Consider the following 610-nt stretch of genomic DNA (forward strand, 5'->3'; position numbering starts at 1 on the left):
CCAACAAGTGGTCTTCCTTTCTTGTCTTTTGATGCAGATGGATAATCCTCAATGTTTGTAATGTCTTTACTTGTGATCAGACCTTTAATAAAACCAGAATCATCAACTATTGGCAGTTTTTCAATTCTATGTTTATGTAAGATTTTCTTGGCTTCATCCAAACTCACTCCAAGTTTAGCAGTAACAACATCTTTAGTCATAACATCTTTGATAAGACGAGTAGAGTCAGTTTCAAACAATAAATCTCTGTCAGTGACTATTCCAACTAGTTTGGAATTTGAATCAATAACTAAAAGGCCAGAGATCTCTTTTTCTTCGGCATAATTTATTGCATACTGAACAGTTTTATCAAAAGAAATGGCATATGGATTTTCAATCATCACACTACCAGATCTTTTTACCTTGAGAACTTCATTTGCTTGTTCTTTTATTGTCAGAAATCTATGAATAATCCCTATTCCTCCTGCACGAGCCATGGCTACTGCCATAGCAGATTCAGTTACGTATCCATATTTGCACTGACAAAAGGAATGTTAATTGAGATATTACGGGATAGTTTTGTGCTTAGATTAGTTTGAGACCTGCTAGTAATATCAGAATATTTGGGTAC

1 pseudogene is annotated in these 610 nt (G+C 34.4%); it reads right to left on the reverse strand.

What is annotated here, in order from left to right:
- Positions 1-592: pseudogene (locus tag BG20_RS10915) on the reverse strand (IMP dehydrogenase); the annotation flags it as partial.
- Positions 593-610: the final 18 nt, after the last annotated feature.

The organism is Candidatus Nitrosarchaeum limnium BG20 (genome assembly GCF_000241145.1).
Taxonomy (GTDB): domain Archaea; phylum Thermoproteota; class Nitrososphaeria; order Nitrososphaerales; family Nitrosopumilaceae; genus Nitrosarchaeum; species Nitrosarchaeum limnae.